The organism is Paenibacillus sp. FSL R5-0766, assembly GCF_037971845.1.
Classification (GTDB): Bacteria; Bacillota; Bacilli; order Paenibacillales; family Paenibacillaceae; genus Paenibacillus.
In genome coordinates this window covers 5,849,498-5,872,803 of the sequence record NZ_CP150227.1, presented here as the reverse complement: position 1 = coordinate 5,872,803, position 23,306 = coordinate 5,849,498, and the positions used below count along the sequence as shown (strand labels likewise).

Here is a 23,306-nt window from a genome sequence, read left to right as displayed (position 1 = left end):
CAAAGGGACCTTCCATAGAAGGTCTCTTTTGATTTGCTTTGACAAAACTAGAAGAATGACGACAGAGCCTTTTGTGATACAATAGGGCGTGAGAACTTTGCAAAGAAGGGTGGGTTCCTTTCATGGGTAAGAACGGGAAACGAATTATCACCATACTGCTGGCAGGCTGTCTGATTGCTGTAGCATTACCACGTACGGTTGATCTGGATCAACTGTATGCTGCATCAGGAACATCAGATATATCCACGGCAACAGATTTGCGCCAGACCTTGCTTACCGCAATGTCACAGCGAACGGAGGAACTTGTTTTTACATACAAAGGCAATGTGAAAGGCCTCAAAAAACAATTACAAACCTCCATCGATGAGGCAATGAAGAGTGACCCCTATATCCAATATACCGTTAAAAGTTATGCATTTAATTATAAAGGCTCCAATGTGTCGGCTGAGGTGCATGTGACTCTCTCCTATCGGGAGACCAAGGAGCAGACCGATTATGTGAATCGTAAAGTCACAAACGTGTTGAAAGAAATCATTAAACCCGGCATGACGGATCATGAGAAGGTCAAGGTCATCCATGACTGGATTGTGCTTAACCTTTCCTACGATACCTCTCTGAAGAAATATACGGCCTATGACGGGCTTGTTACAGGCAGTACCGTCTGTCAGGGATATTCACTGTTGGCATATCGGATGCTGGAGCGAGTAGGTATCGATAACCGGATTGTGGAAGGTACAGCGGGCGGGCAGCTTCATGCCTGGAATATCGTGAACCTGGACGGCAAGTGGTATCACATGGACACGACCTGGGATGATCCTACCCCTGACCGCAAAGGGAAGGTTAGCCACAGCTATTATTTGCTGAGTGATGATGAGATGGCACGTGACCATATCTGGACAGGCAAAAGCAAGTACCCTGCTGCGCCAGCCCCATATCGGGAAGCTTTACTGAAGCTGGTGAAGGCTGGAGATAGCAAAAAGGCTGCCTATCAGAAGCTGTACCACGCTCTGGACTATTCCCTGTATGATGAACAGGACGCTGTTAAAGGCCATGCTGCGCTGAAGACCAAAGTTCAGAGTAAGCTGAAGGAAGGCGGAACCTCGCTCACGTTTAGGTACAAGGGTACGGAGGCTGGACTGATTGAAGATTTGCAGGATTTGTACCAGCTTGGCATGAAATCGATATCTTATTATGTGTCCAAAATGGAAGGTACTGCGGATTTGCGCGTCAAAATTAACTGGACACTATAACAACCATTTGAACAGGATGCTCCGCTTGAGGAGTATCCTTTTTTGTGTTCAAAAGCGAGGATTTTAGTGTTGTCTATTTTTTGTATATGTCGCTTTGCTATTCTAATCTTCGGCGTATGCCAACACTACGTACGAGGAGGATATGCAAACAATGAGGAAAAAAGTGAGCATAGTGATCATTGCTCTGTTACTGGTCACGCAAATGGTGCAGGGTTGGATATTTACACCAACAATGCATGCTCAGGATGAATTAACTAATTTGCCAGCCAGTGCAATCAGCGATACAACATCAGAAGAAGGTTTGGCAGGTTCGGAAGAGGTCAACAACGTTGACGTTGCTGCCACTCCGGAAGAAGAGGGGGAGGGAAACCTCAACCAGAGCAGTATAGCAGTGGCAGCTGCAGGTCCGGTAATTACAGATCAATTGATTACCAGTGTGCAGATGTACAATCAGGAGCCAGAAGACAATGGGAATGGCACGATCGAAGTCAAAGGAGATAAAATTGAGGATATTCGACCACGCATTCAGGATGAGGTGGCTGTAGTCTTTGCATGGGGACTTGCAGATGACAACCACAACTACAGCGATGGCTCTACGTTCACCTTTAACTTGCCCGATAAATTCATCATCGGATCGCAGCTTAAGGGTAATCTGGATGGCGGTGTAGGGGAGTATGTGGTGAATCCAGATGGCACAATCATCTTTACCTTTAATGAACTGATCGAGCATGCGAAGCTGGAAGGCAACTTCTACGTGTGGATTAAGTTCGATGAGAGCAAGATGGAAGATGGTTTGAAACAACAGATAGACTTTAGTTCCGTAGGGCAGGGCATCATTGATGTGCACTTTGCCAACACAGCCATAGATAAGTTAAAGAAATCGGGAACCGCAAACAAAAACAACTTCAACTCGGATGAAATTAAATGGACCGTAGATTTTAACCAAGGCGAGAAGGCTATGAAAAATGCTGTTCTTGCAGACACGTTCCCGGCAGAGCTAGAGCTCAAGGGCAATATCGAAATTCGCGAATTGGAAGTGCAATTGAATGGATCTGTTAAAGAAGGTTCAGGGGTACGCACAGAATCACAGTTTCCAATTCAATTGGGAGACACAGATAAGGCCTACCGTGTGACTTACACGACAAGTGTTAAAGCACCAACCACTGCTCCGTTCACCAACGTGGAGTATCAAAATCAGGTTGCGCTTACAACAGATCAGAGCGAGCACAACGAAACAGATATTGGCCGAGTTCGTGTGAGTTTTAATGAGCCTTTGAACAAGTCAGGGCAAGATAGTGCGTATGATCCGGTGACACAGACGATCACATGGAAAGTGCAATATAACTACAATCAGCAAGAAATCATGCAAACGAATGCATGGATTGAAGACCGCTTTGATACGGCAAAACAGCAACTGATCAACAATTCCGTCAAAGTGTATCAAGTGGACATTAATGCAAGTGGAGCGGCTTCGAACAGAACACTGATCAATCCGAATGAATACACACTCGAAGCGATGGGTACAGGGTTCGATGATGGCTTCAGATTACATTTTAAGAATGATATTACAAAGGCCTATGAGATCGAATATGATACACAATCCATTCATCGTGTTTATACAAACGACACCATTACGAACACAGTGAACATGTATGATGGTACTTCCAAAACAGGCCGGAGAGACATTCAGGAAGTCATTTTTGCAAAGAGTGTAAAAAGTGAAAACTTCAACACAAAAGAAATTGAATGGCAGATGGTTGTGAACCGTGATTTGCAGGACATGACGGATATCGTCATCACCGACAATTACGAAGGTAGACATATGAAACTGATTCCGGGTAGTCTTCAAGTGAGCGGTGTTAACAAAGGCGACTTTGAACTGACTACAGACCCGGCTGATCCAACGTATGAAAAAGGATTCTCACTTCGCTTGAAGGACGGGGTAACGCTCAGTACGGAGCATGTTATTACTTACAAGACAAGCTTTGATCCGACAGCAGGTATGCCAACGAATGATGAATATCGCAACTCGGCCAAGATCGATTGGGAAGAGTCTGATGTAAAACAGACTGCGATTACAAAATCTGCTGCGGTCAAACCGCAAGACTACACGATTCAAAATGGTAACAAAAAGGGTGAATATAGCGCCAAAGATAAAAAGATCACCTGGACAATCGATGTAAACTACAATTTGTTTGATATTCAGGATGCAATCCTTAAGGATGCTTACACTGGAGACCAAACTTTCGTAGACGGCTCATTGAAGGTTCATGAGTTAGAGTTACAGGGAGCCAATAATGTTACTGCTGTAGGTAGCGAGGTTCCGCTCACACCTGGTCAATTCCAGCTGAACCCGGACGGTAAAGGTTTTGTGTTAGATCTGGGTAACATGGGCAAAATGGCTTATCGCATTCAGTACCAAACAAGTCTGGATGGACCATATTCTGTCGTAGGCGCATATGCCAACCAGGCTGTTCTGACGGATGGTGAGGGTGGTGCAATACGATTTAATAGATCAGCCAGTGTTACACCTGCCAACGGTGGTGTATACGTCCGCAAAACAGGAAAGCAAGAAGGTACAACGGACAAAGCATCATGGACGGTAAATATCAATCCAAGTCAATCTTTCATTCCTGCGGGTAATCAATTAACAGATACCTTGTCAGAGAACCAGATTCTATTGGCTGATTCATTGAAATTATATGCAACCAATTTACCTGCCAGCAATTCAGGCAATGTATCCACCAAAGCTGGACTTGTTGATCCGGCTGATTATGAATTGGACGTGGAGGGCAATACATTTACCTTCACCTTCAAGAAAGATATTCATACTGCATTCATTTTGGAATATCAGTCTTATATTAATGCCGATCATGGCGCTCGAATTGAGAATAAGGTTGAATTTGCAGGCCAATCTTCCTCGGTAATCGGAGAAGGTAATCAGTCGGGAATCAAAGTTTCCTTGGCTGGAGCAGGTGGAGGAGCCTCTACCGGTCTGGGGAAAATCAGAATTCACAAAGTCAGTGATACAGGAGTTCCGCTGGAGGGTGCAATATTTGCAATCTATAATGCGTCTGGAACTACGCTTCTGGAAACATTGAAACCAACGGACGAGAATGGTGTGGTCGAAAGCTCCAGAAACTATCGATTAAACAATCTAACCAACGGTATACCTTATAAGTTAAAAGAATTATCTGCACCGGCAGGATACTTGGTTGAGCCTGAATATGGCTCTGCCTCAGGTAAAATGATTGAATTTAAGGATGCGGATATCGCTTTTGAAATTGAAAATAAAAAGATTCGTCAAGGCTTTGAATTAACCAAGGTAGATGCGGTGGACTCCTCCAAGACACTTAAGGGTGCAACTTTTGAATTGTACTCCAAGGACGGCGCAACGCGAGAGAAAATCGATGAGTTAACGACAGGGGAAGATGGGAAGATCGCCAAAGGTGGACTGTCGCCAGGGGATTATGAGCTGGTAGAAGTCGTGGCACCTGAGTTTTATCAATTGGATGCTACACCAATTCCGTTTACCATTGTAGAGAATCAGACGGAGAGTATTACATTGACGAAGTCTAATGCAATGGGTACAGGTGGTAAACTTGTCGTTACCAAAGTAAATGCCAAGGGTCAGTCCGTATTAAGCGGAATTGAATTCGAATTGCGTGATCGTTCCAACAGTGTCATCGATACAAAAGTAACCGACCTAAATGGGGTCATTGAATTCGATGGTTTGGATTATGGTTCATATACATTGGTAGAGACCAAGGCAGAAGGCTTTGTTATTGAACAGCCGGAGACCCTTGTATCTATTATCAAACCGGAAACTCAAATAACCATTGAAAATAAAAAAAATGATCGTTCTGTGAAATTGATTAAAACCAATGCGGGGCGAACTCAGTACCTTCAAGGAGCTGTATTTGAATTACGGGCCCAAACTGCATTGATGGATGCAAATGGGAATTGGGAGTTCCACAAGGTAACAGGTCTGGATGAAGCTACATTGACAACTAATCAACAAGGTGAAATTGTACTTGAAGGCTTGGATATCAATAAGTATCAGTTGGTTGAAATAAAAGCGCCTAACGGATACATGTTGGAAACAACACCCGTACCATTTGAAATTACGAACATACAAACCGAAGCTGTAGTTGTGGAAAAAACGAATCAAGCTATCCCGGTATCGGGTGGTGGGTCTAGTGGACCTTATAATCCGGGAACACCTACTACGGGTGTAACACCAGATCCAGAGAAACCAGTAACTCCGGAACCAGGAAAACCAAATCCGTCGGTTCCAGGCACGGTTGTAACTGAACCTACAGAGTCTGGGGGAGGAAGCGAAAGTCCGACAGATGAAGATTCCGGGGTAGTGACACCGACACCAGGCGATTCGAACGGTGACGATACTGCACCTCCAGTTGGGGATACAGATGCACCGGATGGGGATGGTGCACTTGCACCTCCTGCTGGAACGGATACAGATGGATCACAGGGCAATGGAAATTCTGCATCACAGCCAAACGGAAATTCTGGATCTCAGGGAATGCTGCCACAAACAGGTGAAGAGAGCACAATGGCTTACACTGCTGTGGGCATGATGCTGATGGCGCTAGGTAGCGCGGGATTCATGTACTTCCGCCGCAGACAACAGCTTCATCGCTAGATCGAAACACGCAGTATCTAAAATTCATCGTGTGAGATAGAAATACCCTTTAGCAATCACTACGAAGACTTAGCGTCGACGTGTGAATATGCTAGAGGGTATTTTTTGGTGATATTTAGGGAGGATCAGGTCCCCGTAACATTTGGTTTCACTGCAATAGCTCTTACAATTAGGCGATGTGTTGGATTGACGAGTGGATCACAGGTAATCAAGGTAAGGACCTGTCCAAGCCCGGGATCCTCCAGCACAGATAAGTCAGTTGGCTCCACAACGGATATCTGATCTACCTTGTATTGGATAATCGTTCGATCTGCCAGGGTGACTTCCATAGAATCACCAATCTGGAGTTCTCCCAGACGATTGAACAGCCGTCCTTTTTTGTGGGCGCGATGAGCGGCTATGGCAGCATTACCTTTGTTACCGATACTAGTGGTTTCGACAAGATGGGTTGCAGCTACCTTCATGTTGTCCTCCGTTGCACCTTCCAGAATCGGTAAGCGGACATCAATCTTGTCAATCGATAGTATCCCCAACGTATCCGAAGAGGCGTCTTGCACTGTATCTGTACTATCCGTAGTCGGCTCGGCGGAAGCTACATCCTGTATGCCTTGTTCGAAGGAGTGATTAAGCTTAGACAAGCCGTTTTGCAATTGCTCCAGATCGTTCATGACACGGGTTTGCTGCCAGTCATAATACGTTTCCCGCAGGAAAGGAAAGCTGATGATCAGGATGCCCAGTAGAACGAGCAGAATAGAGAATTTTTTCATTATACATCAACTCCCGTTGTCCAAGAAAAATAGTATACCTTTCTCTATTCTACTTACGGATCTATACAAAATATGGACAGGGACGAAAGGACGTACAGAAATGTTCGAAGGGGGAGCCGATCCAACACAAAACCTCCCCGTTTCGCTACAGTAGGAAGACTGCAACGCCCCGGGGAGATATTATTATATAGTGTCAATTGTATCAGCTGTATAAGTTAAACTAACCATTTACATGAGAACGTAAAGGACAGAAACAACCTGATTCTTCGTTAGTGCTTATCAGTTGGTGAATCCGTAGGTGTGAAATCACATTCCTGCAGCGGCACCACTTTGGTCTTTTTGATCCATTTGTAACCGAGCCACAATACCAGGAACAGGGGTACGCTCAAGTAGGCAACGATGGCTCCACTCCAGTCGATCTGATCACCTGTGAATGCCTGATAGTTCTGTCCGATGATCACGATGATACACAGGACAAAAGCAAAGATCGGCCCAAACGGGAACCAGCGTGCACGGTAAGGCAGATCGCTCAGATCCCTGCCTTGTGCAACGTATGCACGACGGAAGCGATAATGACTGATAGCAATACCCAGCCAAGTGATAAAACCACACATACCGGATGCATTCAACAACCAGGTGTACACAATCCCATCGCCGAACAGGGAGGCAAGGAATGCCAACATACCAACGGCTGTTGTAAGCAAAAGTGCATTCATTGGAATGCCTTTTTTATTCAGCTTGCCCAGGAAACGCGGGGCTTTACCGTCACGGGCAAGGGCATAGAGAACCCGGCTCGAAGCGTACATGCCTGAGTTACCTGCAGAGAGTACAGAAGTCAGAATAACGGCATTCATGACGGAAGCTGCAATGGCGAGGCCAGCTTTCTCAAATACCAGTGTGAACGGGCTGACACCGATATTTTCCAGATCACCTTTGAGCAGATTCGGATGCGTATACGGGATGATCAGACTGATCACGGTAATCGCCAAAATGTAAAAAATCAGAATGCGCCAAAATACCTGACGAATTGCACGAGGTACATTTTCGCGCGGGTTTTCACTTTCACCGGCGGCTACCCCGATAAGCTCGGTACCCTGGAATGAGAATCCCGCAGCCATGAACACACCAAGCACAGCGAAGAATCCGCCATGGATGGGCGCATCACCGATGGTGAAGTTGCTGAAACCAACGGCCTCTCCGCCCATAATACCAAAGATCATGAGCACACCAACGGCCAGGAAGATGATAACAGTAGCGACTTTGATAATGGCGAACCAGTACTCGGACTCTCCGTAGCCTTTGACGGACAACACGTTCAAGGAAAAGATCAGCACGAGGAACAGTAAGCTCCATAACATGGACGAACTGTCGGGGAACCAGTATTTAATGAGTACTGTAGCGGCAGCAAGCTCTGCTGCAATGGTTACCGCCCAGTTGTACCAGAAGTTCCAGCCCATGGCGAACCCGAGAGCAGGATCGACAAAACGTGCGGCATACGTATTAAATGAACCGGAGTCCGGCATAAAGGTAGCAAGCTCACCAAGGCTGGTCATTAGGAAATAAACCATGATGCCAACGGCCGCATAGGCAATTAATGCTCCACCAGGGCCTGCGGTTGAGATGGCGGTACCACTTGCGAGAAACAGCCCGGTACCAATCGAGCCACCGAGGGCGATCATCGTCATATGGCGTGCGCGTAATCCTTTTTTCAGGGAAGGTCCAGTTGTTGTTGGGTTGCTGCGGTCTTGCATGGAAACACTCCTTCATTCGATATACTGATGTTTGCGATACTTGAATTCATAACCAAAAAGACCACAGGCATCAGCCTGCGGTCTTTAATATTTCAATGTCCGCACCATGTCCCAGATGATTAAGATAGCTCAACACAGAAGAATTCATACCTCCATAAAAGGAAATGTACTTCCGTGACAGTTCTGCGCCTTTCGACAGCAGCCCCAGCTCACCGGACCGTATAAGGAACGTCCAGTAAGCTTCGGCGGGTACACCTTTCGGCTGATCTCATAAGCGGCTCCTTAGCGCCTCCATCAGCGTACTGATCGCACCCGCGACCTCTACCTCACCATCAATGGATGAGGTGTATCTATTGTCTATGAAATTATGAACAACACAACTTAACACCGTGTGTCCTGTTTAGTAAACAGACAATCAGTATAACGCGCATGGTTTTCCAGTGCAATAACAATTGTTGGATGTGAGGTCTGAGAGACGACTATTCCTCTTTTTTGTTACGACCAGCCATCTGCTGCCATACCGTTCCAGCGGCCTGTTCGCCCGATTCGATCCGCTCCAGAGCCATCTTGGCCTGCAGGCTGACTTCAAATTCGGGATCATCGGCTGCCACTCGCAACGCTTGCTCTGCTTCTTCAGTTCCGACCTCATAGAGAAAACGTGCTGCACGCCAGCGTACAAGTTTACTTTTATCGGATAACGTAGCTGTCATGGCTGGAGTGGCGGCAGGATCACCGATATCCGACAAGGTATCCCCGGCAGTACGGCGTACCGCAGGAGAACTGTCCTGGAGTGCTTCATACAGCAATTCCATCGCTTCCGGTGTACGAATGTCACCCAGGTATACGACAGCCAAGCGGCGTATCTGCATTTTGTTGTCATGCAAGGCATGGGCTACGAGAGGCAGTCTTTCTGCCGTAGGCTCCATGCCGTCAAATGCCGCATAACGAACATTCCAGTCCTCGTTTCGCAGAGCCTCTTCAAGTTCGGCTCCATCCAATTCACGGCGGCGCTCGACGAACTCTTCGGATTTGGTACCATGTTCAATCGCCTGTTTGATGACCTGCTCCAATCGTTCCGGCGGGTAAGCGGCTTCCAATTCCTGCTCGACTTCACGTGCAATATCAGGCAATTCACCATATCGAACACCGTAATCACTCAGTTTGCGTTCTTTGATCATCGTTGCACTGGCGACTTCTGTTACGGCTTTGACAAAACGATCTGACAACGAGATTCGTTCTTCCTTGACCCCGGCCTTGACTCTAATTTGCATCGGTACGCCTCGGAAGAATTGTACAAATACCTGTGCTTCTCCGAAGTGCTCGCCTGAACCATCTTCGGATTCAATCCAGTCCAGATCAATGCCTTGCTGTCCAAGGCGATTTTGGACTTCGCCCAAGATAACGGACCAGTCGGCATTTCCTTTACGATCAAGTGCGACAAAGTCTGTTGTGTGGAACACACTCTTTACACCGGGAATATGAAGCATCTGGCGAATGAACGCCGGAGCAGATCGTTCGTTGTCCAGTGTATATGTTTTGCGAATTCCGTCCTCCAGACGTTCATCGAGATGTAACATCATCGTATTTGGACTCGGTGTTGGTTCAATGGAAACAATATTCATCAGTGTAACCTCCTATAGTACCAGATTCATCTATAACTTCCCGTAAATTAAATCACACGGGTATTTCTCTATTTTACATCAATGTGAGGAATCTGCGAAATCATCCAGAAGTGAAGGGGACCTTTCTAACACTTAATGTGAAGAAGTACGAAATTTGTTAACACTTCTTTCATGTTCACGCACAAACATTTTTAAACGAAAATTGGCACAATAAAGATAAGAATCAACTGGAGGTTATACCTATGGAACCCATTACCGTGCTCTCGGATGGAAAACGTCGTATTGCATATGAGAATATTATTCAATTGTTCAGGAACTGGTTTGAGGACTCAGCATCTGGTTCTGCGATAGAAACACATCGGGGAAGTTGGGAAAATGCCCGTTACTGTATTGTTGATTATCAAGTTGCCGAAGAAGCGGTGTCAGCAGCAAACGCCATTCGGGCTTTTATGCCACAACTTCCGTTACTGGTCATTACGGATTTCCAATCCCTTATTCGGAAGCGTCACCTGCAAGAGATTACAGGTACAGGTGAGATGAAGATGATTCTCTGGAACGAGCAAGACCCGAATCAACTAATCAAGGATATGGAAAGTTGGTTGCTTTCTTCGTCTGTTCACAAATCAGAAATAGCCATACCACCCATCTTATCCATGAGATAAAAGAGGGATATGGCCAAAGATGTTTAACTTTTTAATCGTTACGATCGTATTAGATCACATATTTATAGCCTGTTCCCCAAACCGTTTTAATATAACGTGGGTTCTTGGGGTCAGGCTCAATTTTTTTACGCAGACTTGAGATATGAACATCAATGGTACGATCCAGATAGGCGCGTTCAGAGCCTTTGATCCGATCCATCAGTTCATTTCGGGTGAACACTTTACCGGGATTGCGGTACAATTCCTTCATAATCTCAAACTCAATATGAGTGACCTCGATTTCAACGCCATCCACAAACAGAGTTCTTCTGTACTCATTCACATTCACATGTCCAGTAACCTCTGCCTGCTTGTCTTCTTTTACCGGTTTATCCTTATAGGAAATGATTGATCTTCGCAGCAGTGCTTTAATCCGGGCATCCAACTCTTTCAAACTAAATGGTTTGCACAGAAAGTCATCCGCACCATTATGCAATGCGCGAAGTCGATCATTCAGCATGGTGCTTGCCGAGATCATCAGAATGGGCACAGTGGAGTGCTGGCGAAAGGCTTCTACGAGATCATTTCCATCCATTTCAGGAAGCATGAGATCCGTTACAACAATATCCGGCTGGAATTGTGGAAACAGTTGAAGTGCCTCGCGGGCATGATGAACCCGTTCAGTGATGTATCCCTCCTCCTCAAGAAAGAAAGCAATCATGTCGGCCAGATTTTTCTCATCTTCTATAAGAAGTACTTTGATAGTCATAGGGTCACACTCCTGGTGAAAATAATATGTTAAGAAAATGCTAAAAAAACAAGGTGAATTGCGAATAAATGCCGCAAATTTTTTAATGTTTCTATCCCAAAATATAGGATGTATATGTAGAGAAGAAATAAGATTTTGAAATGAACTTCAATATTCTAGCATGAATGCAGTTTGGTTGCCGATCAATCAGAATTTCCCAAAGCTACACCAAGTATTAATTACAGTATAATGGATCAGAACGATTTGAGGGGAAAAAAAGTAGATTGTATCCGCTTAAGTTTATAGGGGGAACCAACGTTGTTGTTGAAAACAGAAGAAAAAATGATCCATGAGGGCAATTGCTTATGGATCTTATAAAGGCAAAACAGCTGCTGGAGTGGGTCGTACTGAAGCTAAGGATACCATGGTTTGGAACCAGCATACTGATCATTCTTGGCTCACTAAGTACTATTTTTCCACTTACCTTATTTTATGGTGTGCAGTTTATGATTGGTAGCGCGGCAGCACTCGTTGCTCTTCGTTTGCATGGGGCCATCTATGGTTTTGTCACCCTTACAGTCATCCATCTGCTGAATACCGTTTTTGTCGGCTTTGTGCCGCACAATTTAACTGTAATGCTTGCCCACTTTTTGGAATTAATCTGGATGCTCGTTTGGCAGATCCGCTGGAAGAATGGCAGCTTAATCAAGGCTAATGCTGTCTTTTGGGTAGTCATGTTACTTCCTGTTATCTATGCCGGGCATTTTATGTTGGGTTTAAATATAGACGATTTGAAGTATGAGTATATGTATATTGCTGTGATTGGTATGGTGAATGCGTTGATCGCGGGTATTGTGGTGGACTTCTGGATTACTACGGGTGAACACAAATCCAAGCTGATGGGAACCATTCCACTAACAAGAATTGCGTTTAAATACGTAGTCGCCTTTGTCGTATTTGTTTCTCTCGTACTGTTATCCGCAGATAGCCGCAGACAATTGGGTCAAATGAATGATGCCATATTACGTGATATGAAATATGCAGCGACTGCGGTTGTTCAGGACATTGATGAAGAGTATGTAACCTCCGAGAATATGGATCAAAATATGGCGCGTTATCATCATCTACTGGGTGTGAATGTGATTCTGCTGGATCGGAATGATACAGTCGTCGCTTCTGGATTGAATACACTTCAAGCAGGCGATTACCTGGACATGGACAGATTCCGTCTTCTGAAATCAAGGGAGAACCTTTTTCTGTTAAGTTCCGCAAATATCCATTACAGTGATGTATTGAATCACTGGAAACAGGCATCTTTCATCTATGAAGCGGAGATGACAGCTGTAACACCTTATCGGGTATTCATTGAGACCAGCTCAACCAAGTATTATCCTCGAATAGAATCGATCTATCTTACCACGCTGCAATCCCTGTTCATCATCATTGTGGCTTCCATGATCGTAGCGGCTCCTCTCAGCAGTAAGGTTGTTAGTCCACTGTTAAGACTAACCAGGATGACAGGTTCTCTTCCGAGGTTGCTGTTTCGAAATGGGAAGATGGAGTGGCCAACGAGCCATGTAACTGAAGTGCAGATTCTTATTGGTAATTTGCGTAAAATGGCTGATGTACTGCTGGAACAATTTGAACAGATTCGTCACGATAAGTTAACGCTGGAGGACAGGGTCATAGAGCGGACCAAGGAACTCAAGAATAGTGAAGAAGTCAAACGTGCCATTATTGAATCGTCGATAGATGCGATTATCGCTGTGGACTCCAATGGGCTGATCGTTGAGTTTAATCCGGAGGCCGAAAGAATGTTTGGATTGCGTCGGGAAGAAGTGATCCTGCACAAGGAAGCACCATCTCTTTTTCAAGGGGCCAGCTGCAAGGAGATCAAGAATTTGCTGGAGCGATATGAATATGTTGAAGGTAAAAGATACACTATCGTTGAAGAAATTTCAGGTATCCGAAGGGATGGTTCCGTTTTTCCCATCGAGTACAAAATTGTTGAGATCCAGTTGGGCAAAAATGAGACATTATATAACCTATTCATTAAGGATATTACCGAGCGGACCAGAGCAGAAGAAGATCGTGTACGTCATGCCCTTGCGCTGGAGAAGCTGAACTCGGAGTTGTTCAATGAGAAGATTGCCATCCAGGAACAGCGAGATATCAGTGAGCAATTCATTGAATCCGTACGGGAAGGGCTCGTGATGTCTGATCGATCAGGGACCATAACCATCGTCAACCGAAGGATAGAAGAGATGTTTGGTTTAGGTGATTTTATGGGCAGATCCATTGAGGATTTGGCGCAGGCGATTGATACGATGGTATTAACGGACAACTTCAATCTGATGGAACAGACGAGAGCATTCCTGAATGGAGAAACGGCGTTTATCGAGACCGAATTTATATTCAATAATGTGGATAAAAGTGTATTTTCCTTGTACATGAAGCAGATGGATGTCCCGGGTAAAAATCATGGGTTTCTGTTGGTGTTCCGTGACCGGACAGGAGAAGAACGGCTGGATCGGATGAAAAATGAGCTGATCAGTGTGGTATCTCATGAACTTCGAACGCCTGTAGCCACCATTATGGGATATGTGGAATTAATGATGATGTATGACCTTCCGGCAGCTCAACAGCGGGAATTCATGCAGACCATCTCTTCGGAGGGCAAGCGGCTGAGCAGTTTGCTCGATGATGTACTCGATATTCAGCGCCTCGACAACGAAGGTATGACTTACCACATGACGTATGTACCGCTGGTGGAGTTGGTAGAAGGGGTTGCCGAACAGTGGAATATGAAGTCTGCCCAACGGATCTACGTGCATACGTTTAATGGAGACTTCTTTGCTTATGCTGACCAGAACAGGATGGTTCAGGTTCTGCATAATCTGGTGGGCAATGCAGTTAAGTATTCTCCGGGAGCCGATCGTATTGATGTTACGTTATGGGAAGAAGAGGAATGGTTATGTCTTGATGTGCGTGACTACGGAATAGGTATTGCGGAGCAAGAGAAGGACATGCTGTTCAACAAATTCTATCGGGTTGATAATTCGGATCATCGGCAGATTGGTGGAACAGGAATCGGGTTGTACATTTCCCGTAAAATTGTAGAGGATCACATGGGTACGCTGACTTTTATATCTGCACCGGACAAAGGAAGTACGTTCAAGGTTCGACTGCCCAAGCAGGACGTATTGGTGTAAATCTATTGATGGATGAAGCAATGTATTTCACTTTTTTATGAATAATGTTTATGTACGAGACCTACGGATAGAGCCTTTGCCCTTCAACGCGTGAGCGTGATAAGGGGAAAGGCTTTTTTTGTTTTTCAATTTCCCCGGATAAAAAAACAACTTCTTTTGCAAACTGTCTATAGAGCCATAATTTGCATCCCATGCAAAAGGAGGACGGCAGGTATATGTTCCGTAAACAAGAGAAAACACTCATTATCGTCTGTCTGGTTGCAGCTGTGGTTGTGCTGTATGCCGTTGTGAAGAGCATCATCCGAATTATGAGTTATTGAGATACGTGTTCAAGCAGAGTAACTGCTGTCGTACATAACGATTATGTGAAAGAGGAGTGTAACCATGTCATCCCTGGACCCTGTTTTGCTCAGCCGGATACTAACCGGCCTTACCCTGTTTGTGCACATTATTTTTGCCTCTATTGGTGTAGGTGTTCCACTTATGATTGCCTTGGCCGAGTGGCGAGGACTCCGAACCAATGATATGCATTACACCTTGCTGGCACGCCGATGGGCACGAGGTTTTGTCATCACTGTTGCCGTTGGCGTCGTTACAGGCACCTCGATCGGATTACAGCTTAGTCTGCTGTGGCCGATGTTTATGCGGGTAGCGGGTCAGGCAATTGCCCTGCCACTGTTCATGGAGACGTTTGCCTTTTTTATAGAGGCGATCTTTCTAGGGATTTACCTCTATACGTGGGATCGTTTCAAAAAGAAATATACGCATATGCTGCTGTTGATTCCGGTAGCTCTCGGCTCATCTGCATCTGCGATTTTCATTACAACGGTGAACTCCTTCATGAACCAGCCTCAGGGATTCACCCTGATTAATGGCATCATGAAGGACATTCATCCAATTGCTGCCATGTTGAATCCGGCAACGCCAACCAAAGTGTCCCATGTACTCGCTTCCTCGTACACCTTGAGTGCCGGTGTCCTGGCGGGCATAGCCGCCTTCAGTTTGCTTCGGGGACGAGATCATGTGTATTACAAAAAAGCACTGAAACTCACGACGGTATCTGCGCTCGTATTTGCCATCAGCACTGTCATGATCGGCGATTCCTCGGGTAAATTCCTGGCGAAGTATCAACCTGAGAAGCTGGCTGCTGCAGAATGGCATTTTAAGACGATGAAAGAGGCACCACTCGTCTATGGGGGGATTCTGGATGAGAACAATGAGGTGAAATACGCCATTGAGATTCCTTATGCTCTTAGTATTTTGGCAGGTAATCGTCCCGATACAGAAGTGAAAGGTCTTGAAGAGTATCCTGCGGATCTGAGGCCACCATTGTCTATTCACTATATGTTCGACCTGAAGGTCACAACCGGAGTGATCATCCTGATGATTCCTGTGTTATATGTACTGCGGCGGTGGTTACCAGGGCGCAAGCCCTATCCCAAATGGCTGCTGCTTGGCATTGTCCTGCTGGGGCCTCTGGCCATGATTGCCATCGAGCTGGGGTGGATGTTTGCTGAAGTTGGCAGGCAGCCTTGGATTTTGCGCGGGTATATGAAGGTGTCGGAAGCAGCCACGACGTCAACTTCGGTAGGATGGATGTTAGTGTTGTTCATCTTGCTGTATCTGATCCTGTGTTTCTCGTGCATTCGCGTACTCAGCAAGCTGTTCCGCAACAAGGAAGCAGAGAAGGAACTGGAGACGCTGGGGCTTGAAGGAGGGATCGTGCATTGAGTTTCGAAATTGCAGGCATCGCAATATTGTGGACGTTTTTATTCGGTTACCTGATCGTTGCTTCGATTGATTTTGGCGCCGGGTTCTTCAGCTTTTACAGCATATTGACCGGGCACGAGAACAAAATTCATAACATCATTCAGCGCTACCTGTCTCCCGTGTGGGAAGTGACGAATGTGTTCCTGATCTTTTTTGTGGTTGGACTGGTCGGATTTTATCCGGACAGCGCCTTTTATTACGGGACAGCCTTGCTGGTGCCGGGTTCCTTGGCCATTGTACTACTTGCGATCCGAGGCGTGTATTACGCCTACAATACCTATGGAAATCATGGGCAGAACAGCCGGATCTATATGGCATTGTACGGAGCGACGGGATTGCTGATTCCGGCGGTATTTTCCACCATTTTGGCGATATCCGAAGGCGGGATCATTGAGCAGGTGGGCGATCAGGTGTTTTTTCGCTGGCGTGAATTTTTGACGAATCCCTATACCTGGTCGGTTGTTTTGCTTGCACTGGTCAGTGTGCTGTACATCTCGGCGATGTTTCTATCCTATTATGCAAAACGGGCAGGGGATGAGCCGGCATATGAGGTGCTTCGAGAGTACGCGCTGCTCTGGAGTTTGCCTACCATTTTTGCAAGCTTTCTGGCTTTTCTGCAGATTAACAAACAGAATCCCGCACACTTTGAGCAGATGGTGAATATTTCGTGGATGTTCATCGCTTCGTTTATTTGTTTTGTCATTGCCGTGTCGCTGGTGTGGAAAAGTAAATATCTAGGTTGGTGCTTTGTTGCTGTCATGCTTCAGTTTGCCTTTGCCTGGTATGGTTATGGGCGATCCCACCTCCCGTACATTTTGTATCCTTACATCAATATTTACGACAGCTTTACGAATCGTACGATGGGGATTGCGCTCATTACAGCGTTTAGTCTGGGGTTACTCGTGCTCATTCCTTCGCTTGTGCTGATTATGAAGCTGTTCCTGTTTGATGCCAATTATGTGCGCGGTAATTCTGGTAAAAAGAAAGGATGAGTCTGTTCATGGTCATTACTGAGGGAGTCACGGGGATACCCGGTATAACCGGATTGAGCTTTTTTGAGACATTCACCATTATGTACGCCCCTCCACTGATCATAGCGGCTGCTATTGTCTTTCTGTTTGTATATCTGGCCGTATATAAGAACCCAAAGGATTGATTGGTACGTCCATTCCCGTTTGGGGTAATCTTTTGTTAAGAAATGAGGAAGGGAGGAGGGCCCTTTCATGCCGAAAATCCGTTATAACAATATCGATAATGTAAGTACGGACAAAACGCTGAAGGAATTCAAACAATGGAGGGAGCAGCGGCGCAATAAAGTAAAGGACTACTCCTACACCGTGCCCAAACACCCGCCTGAACTGGATTATCTCCATGCCAACCGGGATGACACAAGTATTACCTGGATTGGTCACTCCACGTTTTTCATTCAATATTATGGATTAAACATCGTGACTGACCCGGTGTGGGCCGAAAAAATGGGATTTCAACGAAGGCTCGGTGCCCCCGGCATTCCGATTCAGGATATTCCACCTTTGGATGTGATTCTGATATCCCATTCCCACTATGATCATCTGCATCTGGCTTCCTTGCGTAAGCTGATTACAGCCAAGACGTTGCTCATCGTACCCGATGGTCTCAAGCGCAAGATGATTCGCAAAGGATTCCATCGATGCCAGGAGATGAAATGGTGGGATCATATGACACTTGGCGGAGTCAAAATAACTTTTGTTCCTGCACAGCACTGGACGCGCCGAACGTTGTTTGACACTAATACATCCCATTGGGGCGGTTATGTATTGGAATCGAACCATTCGGCAACGACTTCAGCAGCGGAAAGTGCTGCAACAACGGGCAATCAGGATGAATCATCCAAGGAATCAGGGAAGAACGAAACATCCAAAACATCAGGCGGTCCGCCTGTGTTGTATTTTGTGGGTGATACAGGTTACTTCAAGGGTTTCAAAACGATTGGAGAACGCTTTGACATTGGTGTTACCCTGATGCCCATCGGTGCCTACGATCCGGAATGGTTCATGACTTCTCAGCATGTGACACCTGAAGAAGCGCTGCAGGGGTTCGTTGAATCCGGTTCACAGCTCATGGTGCCCATGCATTACGGCACATTTAAGCTGGCGGATGATACGCCCAAGGAAGCACTGGATCGGCTGGAAGTTGAACGTGAACGTTTAGGCATTGGTAAAGAGCGGATTCGGGTGCTTGGTCATGGCGAAACACTCCGCATTCACCACGAGGAAGGTAAACGGGGCTAACAAAAGTGAGCCAAATATGTTAATGTAGGAATATGCCTGCATGAACAGTACATTTACCAAATCTTTAATAAGTAAAAAGCGGCCAATTTTCGAATTTGCCGCTTTTTTGTGTTATAATATGGTGCCAGAATAGGCATCGGGATATTGAATCCATGATTTACGCAACTTGCTATTCATGCAGTATGCAGATTAACCAATAAAGGATGGTATGCTTAATGATCAGTACAAGCGGCATCACGCTCCGCTACGGAAAACGTGCACTTTTTGAAGATGTAAATATCAAATTCACACCAGGAAACTGTTACGGCCTCATCGGCGCCAATGGAGCCGGTAAATCAACATTCTTGAAAATTTTGTCCGGTGAAATTGAATCAAACTCGGGAGAGGTGCACATCACCCCGGGCGAACGTATGGCCGTTTTGAAGCAAAACCACTTTGAATATGATGAGTATCCGGTTCTTGAAACGGTAATTATGGGTCATAGTCGTCTCTATGCCATTATGAAAGAAAAAGATACGCTGTATGCCAAAGCGGACTTCACGGAAGAAGACGGCCTGCGTGCAGGTGAGCTTGAAGGTGAATTTGCCGAGTTGAATGGCTGGGATGCTGAGCCGGATGCAGCGGCACTCCTGATCGGTCTGGGTATCGACCGTGACATGCACGATAAAAAAATGAATGAACTAAGTGGTAACGAAAAAGTTCGTGTCCTGCTTGCACAAGCATTGTTTGGTCGTCCAAACAACCTGTTGCTCGATGAGCCTACCAACCACTTGGATCTCGAATCCATTCAATGGCTTGAGAACTTCTTGATGGACTATGAAGGTACTGTTATTGTGGTATCCCATGACCGTCACTTCCTGAACAAAGTATGTACACACATTGCGGATATCGACTTTGGTAAAATCCAGCTGTACGTAGGTAACTATGACTTCTGGTACGAATCCAGCCAATTGGCACTTGCGTTGCAACGTGATGCCAACAAGAAAAAAGAAGAGAAGATTAAAGAGCTTCAAGCCTTTATTCAACGTTTCTCGGCGAACGCCTCGAAATCGAAACAGGCAACTTCCCGGAAGAAACAACTCGACAAAATCACGCTGGATGACCTTCGTCCATCGAACCGTAAATATCCGTTTATCAACTTCAAACCTGAGCGTGAAGCTGGTAAACAATTGTTGACCGTAGATCGTATCAGCAAATCCATTGATGGTGTGAACATGCTGAATGATATCAGCTTTGTCGTGAACAAAGGGGATAAAATCGCATTTGTTGGCCCGAACGGGAATGCCAAGTCACTCTTGTTTGATATTCTTATGGGTGAAACGGAGTTGGATAGCGGCGAATATACTTGGGGGGTAACTACAACTCAAGCTTATTTCCCGAAAGACAACTCCAAATATTTTGACGGTGTAGACATGACTCTTGTGGATTGGCTCCGTCAATATTCCAAAGATCAGGATGAAACGTATCTGCGTGGATTCTTGGGACGTATGTTGTTCTCAGGTGAGGAATCCTTGAAAAAGGCAAGTGTACTCTCCGGGGGCGAGAAAGTTCGTTGTATGCTGGCGAAAATGATGCAGACTGGTGCTAACGCATTGATTCTGGATGAGCCTACGAACCACTTGGATCTCGAATCCATTACAGCGCTGAACAATGGTATGATTGATTTTGACGGCACCATGCTGTTCACTTCCCATGACCATCAGTTCATTCAAACCATTGCTAACCGGATTATCGAAATTACGCCGAATGGCATCATTGATCGCCAAATGAGCTATGACGAATATCTGGAAAGTGATGAAATCAAAGAACTGCGCAATAAAATGTATCCGGTAGAAGCTTAAACCAAGCATCATCTACGGCACATTATTATAGGAACACCAAAGAACCGCAAGCCTCTGTGAAGAAGGCTTGCGGTTCTTTTTGTAATTCAATGGGTTTCTCTTCGGCTTTAAGACCTAAGATCCACCAGTACGGCGACGTTGGTTGTTAGGCTTCTTGTTGTTTTGACTCTTCATCGCTTTAGGTCCGCCTTCAAAGTAGGCGCTGGATTGGTTACCGGAATTTGCTTGTTCTTTCTTTTGCGCCAGCTTTTGGCGTATAGCATCCTGCAAACTGACCTTTTTCGGTTCGTTATTTTCGCTCATCGTTATTTCCCTCCCGGTCTTACAGTGAGCCGTCCAAATTGGACGGGATGTACCTATTTTATACGTTTTACAAAAGCCCTACAAGGGCAACCTGATAAAATGCTCAAAACCTTTGGTTTTACCCGGGCCAACATTTTTTCTCATTAACTACAGCCCTGCCGTCTGGCAACTTTTTTTCGGCTTGCCTACAGCAATGCAGCTTGGCAACACTGTTTCTGTAGACCCACACGCTCCACATTTGTTAACATGGAAAAACCGTAATACGAAACGTTAAAGGGGTGTCGCCCGGTTTGAACGCTTATGAAGAAATTCGAAAAGGGGAGCGAGGGGCTTGGGTTAGTATTGCAGCCTATCTCGTCTTGTCCGCTTTTAAGCTGATCTGTGGATATTTATTTGCTTCCAGCGCCTTGCTGGCCGATGGTTTTAATAACCTTACGGATATTGTGGCATCCGTTGCTGTATTGATCGGGCTTCGGATCTCCCAGAAACCACCTGATTCGGATCATGCCTATGGTCATTTTAGAGCGGAGACGGTTGCTGCCTTGGTGGCTTCGTTTATTATGGCTATGGTTGGGCTGCAAGTATTGGTTGAAGCCGTTCGCTCCTGGTATGAAGGAGCCTTTGTTGCTCCAAATCTGTGGGCGGCAGCGGTGGCTGTAGTCTGTGCCGTTGTGATGTTAGGTGTATATCGTTACAATAACCGTCTGGCTAAACAAATTAATAGTCAGGCTCTGATGGCTGCGGCGAAAGATAATCGATCGGATGCCTGGGTCAGCATAGGTGCTGCAATTGGAATTATAGGTGCGCAGTTCGGACTTCCATGGCTGGATAAAGTAGCTGCCATTGCTGTAGGTCTGTTGATCTGCAAGACGGCTTGGGAGATTTTCCGGGATTCTACACATCGTCTTACGGATGGATTTGACCAGAAGGAACTGACGGATCTCAGATCCTCCGTAGCACGCGTTCCCGGTGTTGAGATGATCAAGGATGTGAAGGCACGTGTGCATGGCAGTCATGTACTTGTGGATGTAGTCATTGAAGTGGACGGAGGCCTGAGCTTGATTGAAGGCCATCAGATCTGTGACCGTGTTGAAGAGCGGTTGAAGCGATCGCATAACATCATGCATGTACATGTTCATGTGGAACCAAAGACGGAAGAAGTCACAAGGAACTCATGAACAGAGAGTGAACATCTTGGAAAATCAAAAGAGGACAGCCGCGATTGTGCGTGCTGTCCTCTTTACTTATCATTAGAACGATTATACGATGTTATTGAATGGCAACGTGGATCCACGCTTTGCCTTTCCACGTGTATACTTGTACCCACTCGCCGCCATCGAATCCATCAACAACTTCACCTGTTGTATCGATGACTTGGGAGCCTAATGCACCGATTGGCTTACCGTTAGGTGCATCATAGAACCAAGTGCGCTCCAGAAGGTTCAGCAACATCGTTGGTGCCAGTACTTCATCGCCTGGTTTTACGAGTGGCTCTTCAAACATTTTGTCATCTGTAGTTGTAGCTGGCGTTTCAGTTGTAGTTGAAGTACCTTCTGCACCTGTAGTGTCTGTTGTTGTGCCTGTTACAGTCTCAGCAGTACCTTCTACTGTTTCTACAGCAGGTTTGTTCACTTCAACAGCTGGAGTTGTTGTGGTCGTTGTCGTAGCTTCTGTTCCTTTTTCCGGATTCACCGTTCCAGTAACCGCTTCCTCAGCACCCGCAGCAGCAGCCATCGAACCCATCAACGTTAAAGCAGCGGCAAAACTTACGATTTTTTTCATTTTGTTTTTCCTCCTCGGTAGGTATGTAAAATGTTGTCCTGATTACAAGTAACCAAGCAAGCACCCTTATGAATCACAAATTATAACAATATTTTCTTGCATTCTCCAGTGTCAAGTGGCTTATATGTGGGTATATAGCAAGCCTGTAAATATCATACTTCGGTGGGATAAAACCGGGTTGGCTATCTCAAAAAGGTCCTGATTTTTTGGGATTCATACGAGAGCGGATTGGAATAAAGCAGAAGGGAGTGCAATACATAGTATAGAAAAGTTGAACTATGCCTGAACGCACAAAAGCCAATCGGCTTGGTAGCACGATCGGCTTTTGTATGTATTCGTTTAGTAAACACTCAGTCATATCAGAGCCTGAGGTTATCGCATTCGGCTGCGTCCCGTAATCAGGGAGATTACGAACAGTACAACAAATATGAAGAAGAGTACTTTCGCGATTGAAGCAGCTGCTTCAACAATACCGAAGAATCCAAAAATACCTGCTACCAGTGCAATAATTAGAAATAATACAGACCATTTCAACATAAGTATTCATCCTTTCGTTACTTGATTGTGCAGTGAGTTGTGTTCACCTCACCGCCTTGTGTAGTCTAACTTTAACCGAGTGCTAACCGCTTGAAACATTGGTTTTTTTTCCAAGCGAAGGCATATATGAAGGGATATATAATATTGTT

Annotated in this window: 17 protein-coding genes and 1 riboswitch; of the genes, 10 read left to right on the top strand and 7 right to left on the bottom strand. The window is 45.6% G+C overall.

What is annotated here, in order from left to right:
• Positions 1–122: 122 nt before the first annotated feature.
• Positions 123–1,250 carry a transglutaminase domain-containing protein gene (locus MKY66_RS25570; RefSeq protein ID WP_076212690.1) on the top strand — a complete coding sequence of 376 codons (1,128 nt, stop codon included), beginning with the start codon at positions 123–125 and terminating at the stop codon, positions 1,248–1,250.
• A gap of 151 nt (positions 1,251–1,401) precedes the next feature.
• A complete protein-coding gene (locus tag MKY66_RS25565) occupies positions 1,402–5,913 on the top strand; it encodes a collagen binding domain-containing protein (protein ID WP_076212688.1) in 4,512 nt (1,503 codons plus the stop codon).
• A 125-nt stretch (positions 5,914–6,038) separates the two neighbouring features.
• Here MKY66_RS25565 and MKY66_RS25560 read toward each other — a convergent pair whose 3' ends face one another.
• The 3 genes from MKY66_RS25560 to MKY66_RS25550 form a co-directional block, all read right to left on the bottom strand.
• Positions 6,039–6,680 (bottom strand): class D sortase, encoded by a 642-nt coding sequence (locus tag MKY66_RS25560; RefSeq protein WP_076212685.1) that lies wholly within the window; start codon positions 6,678–6,680, stop codon positions 6,039–6,041.
• 269 nt (positions 6,681–6,949) lie between these two features.
• Complete coding sequence (locus MKY66_RS25555) at positions 6,950–8,431, bottom strand: amino acid permease (protein WP_076212683.1); 1,482 nt, start codon at positions 8,429–8,431, stop codon at positions 6,950–6,952.
• A gap of 117 nt (positions 8,432–8,548) precedes the next feature.
• A riboswitch (Lysine riboswitch) is annotated at positions 8,549–8,763 on the bottom strand.
• Positions 8,764–8,910: 147 nt separating this feature from the next.
• Complete coding sequence (locus MKY66_RS25550) at positions 8,911–10,053, bottom strand: virulence factor (RefSeq protein ID WP_047841582.1); 1,143 nt, start codon at positions 10,051–10,053, stop codon at positions 8,911–8,913.
• Positions 10,054–10,295: 242 nt separating this feature from the next.
• Here MKY66_RS25550 and MKY66_RS25545 point away from each other — a divergent pair, with 242 nt between their 5' ends.
• The gene (locus tag MKY66_RS25545; RefSeq protein WP_076212680.1) at positions 10,296–10,715 is read left to right on the top strand and encodes a hypothetical protein; all 420 of its coding nucleotides are present in this window, start codon (positions 10,296–10,298) and stop codon (positions 10,713–10,715) included.
• A gap of 49 nt (positions 10,716–10,764) precedes the next feature.
• Here MKY66_RS25545 and MKY66_RS25540 read toward each other — a convergent pair whose 3' ends face one another.
• Positions 10,765–11,463 (bottom strand): response regulator transcription factor, encoded by a 699-nt coding sequence (locus MKY66_RS25540; protein ID WP_036668013.1) that lies wholly within the window; start codon positions 11,461–11,463, stop codon positions 10,765–10,767.
• Positions 11,464–11,807: 344 nt separating this feature from the next.
• On the opposite strand from MKY66_RS25540, the gene MKY66_RS25535 reads away from it, so the two are divergent.
• The 6 genes from MKY66_RS25535 (at position 11,808) to MKY66_RS25510 (ending at position 20,535) form a co-directional block, all read left to right on the top strand.
• Positions 11,808–14,654: an ATP-binding protein gene (locus MKY66_RS25535; protein WP_076212677.1), complete on the top strand. Its 2,847-nt coding sequence runs from the start codon at positions 11,808–11,810 to the stop codon at positions 14,652–14,654.
• A 384-nt stretch (positions 14,655–15,038) separates the two neighbouring features.
• Positions 15,039–16,385, top strand: a complete 1,347-nt coding sequence (locus MKY66_RS25530) for a cytochrome ubiquinol oxidase subunit I (protein WP_076212674.1) — start codon at positions 15,039–15,041, stop codon at positions 16,383–16,385.
• Positions 16,382–17,416: a cytochrome d ubiquinol oxidase subunit II gene (locus tag MKY66_RS25525; RefSeq protein WP_076212671.1), complete on the top strand. Its 1,035-nt coding sequence runs from the start codon at positions 16,382–16,384 to the stop codon at positions 17,414–17,416. The genes MKY66_RS25530 and MKY66_RS25525 overlap by 4 nt, the downstream gene beginning before the upstream one ends.
• A gap of 8 nt (positions 17,417–17,424) precedes the next feature.
• Positions 17,425–17,580 (top strand): hypothetical protein, encoded by a 156-nt coding sequence (locus MKY66_RS25520; RefSeq protein ID WP_179088544.1) that lies wholly within the window; start codon positions 17,425–17,427, stop codon positions 17,578–17,580.
• 67 nt (positions 17,581–17,647) lie between these two features.
• Entirely contained in the window at positions 17,648–18,694 is a 1,047-nt protein-coding gene (locus tag MKY66_RS25515) for an MBL fold metallo-hydrolase (RefSeq protein ID WP_076212669.1), read from the top strand.
• Between the two features lie 215 nt (positions 18,695–18,909).
• Positions 18,910–20,535 carry an ATP-binding cassette domain-containing protein gene (locus tag MKY66_RS25510; protein WP_062836460.1) on the top strand — a complete coding sequence of 542 codons (1,626 nt, stop codon included), beginning with the start codon at positions 18,910–18,912 and terminating at the stop codon, positions 20,533–20,535.
• A 114-nt stretch (positions 20,536–20,649) separates the two neighbouring features.
• Here the strand turns inward: MKY66_RS25510 and MKY66_RS25505 are convergent, their stop codons facing one another.
• Positions 20,650–20,838 (bottom strand): hypothetical protein, encoded by a 189-nt coding sequence (locus MKY66_RS25505; protein ID WP_017692261.1) that lies wholly within the window; start codon positions 20,836–20,838, stop codon positions 20,650–20,652.
• Positions 20,839–21,128: 290 nt separating this feature from the next.
• Between MKY66_RS25505 and MKY66_RS25500 the strand changes: the two genes are divergently transcribed.
• The gene (locus MKY66_RS25500; RefSeq protein ID WP_076212666.1) at positions 21,129–22,016 is read left to right on the top strand and encodes a cation diffusion facilitator family transporter; all 888 of its coding nucleotides are present in this window, start codon (positions 21,129–21,131) and stop codon (positions 22,014–22,016) included.
• Positions 22,017–22,107: 91 nt separating this feature from the next.
• Here MKY66_RS25500 and MKY66_RS25495 read toward each other — a convergent pair whose 3' ends face one another.
• A complete protein-coding gene (locus MKY66_RS25495) occupies positions 22,108–22,620 on the bottom strand; it encodes a hypothetical protein (RefSeq protein ID WP_083657173.1) in 513 nt (170 codons plus the stop codon).
• A gap of 372 nt (positions 22,621–22,992) precedes the next feature.
• Entirely contained in the window at positions 22,993–23,157 is a 165-nt protein-coding gene (locus MKY66_RS25490) for a DUF1328 domain-containing protein (protein WP_017692264.1), read from the bottom strand.
• Positions 23,158–23,306 lie beyond the last annotated feature (149 nt).